Source organism: Achromobacter sp. UBA5777 (assembly GCF_002418565.1).
Taxonomy (GTDB): domain Bacteria; phylum Pseudomonadota; class Gammaproteobacteria; order Burkholderiales; family Burkholderiaceae_B; genus Achromobacter; species Achromobacter animicus.
The window spans coordinates 1-489 of record NZ_DIEJ01000036.1; the positions used below are offsets into that span (position 1 = coordinate 1).

The window sequence follows — 489 nt, forward strand, 5'->3', positions numbered from 1 at the left end:
GCCGATCCCCGGCGGCACCTGGCCAAAGCCGCGCAGCATCGCCTCGGCGCGTTGCCAGGCGGCTTCATGGTCGGCGCTGCGCGCCCGCCAGCGCGCCAGTGCGGCGCGATCCGCCGCCGAGAGCGTCTCGGACTGCAGGCGCACCAGCCAGCCGGCCGCCTCATTCAGGATGGCGGGGTCGATGGGCGCGCTCACGCGTCCACCTGATAGGCGATCAGGCACGCGGCAAAGGCCGCCTGCATATGACGTTTGACGGTCGACAACGACACGCGCAGCTTGCGCGCGATCTCGTCATAGCCCATGCCGTCGAACTGCGACAGCAGAAAGACCTCACGCGTGCGGGCGGGGAGCGAACGCAGGGCGGCATCGATGGCATGCAGCGTCTCCAGGATGAGGGCGCGCGCCTCGGGCGACGGGGTCTCGGCCTCGGGCACGTGCGCCACCGCGGCAAGGTAGGCGTCTTCCACCGCGCGGCGGCGCCAATGGTCG

At 71.6% G+C, this 489-nt stretch carries 2 protein-coding genes; both read right to left on the minus strand.

Features of this window, described 5'->3' with window-relative positions; genetic code table 11:
- Positions 1 to 195: FecR/PupR family sigma factor regulator (locus tag B3446_RS02370; RefSeq protein ID WP_291377162.1), on the minus strand; the 195-nt coding region annotated here is incomplete at its 3' end.
- A partial coding sequence (locus tag B3446_RS02375; RefSeq protein ID WP_291377163.1) for a sigma-70 family RNA polymerase sigma factor occupies positions 192 to 489 on the minus strand: 298 nt, incomplete at its 5' end. The genes B3446_RS02375 and B3446_RS02370, both read right to left, overlap by 4 nt.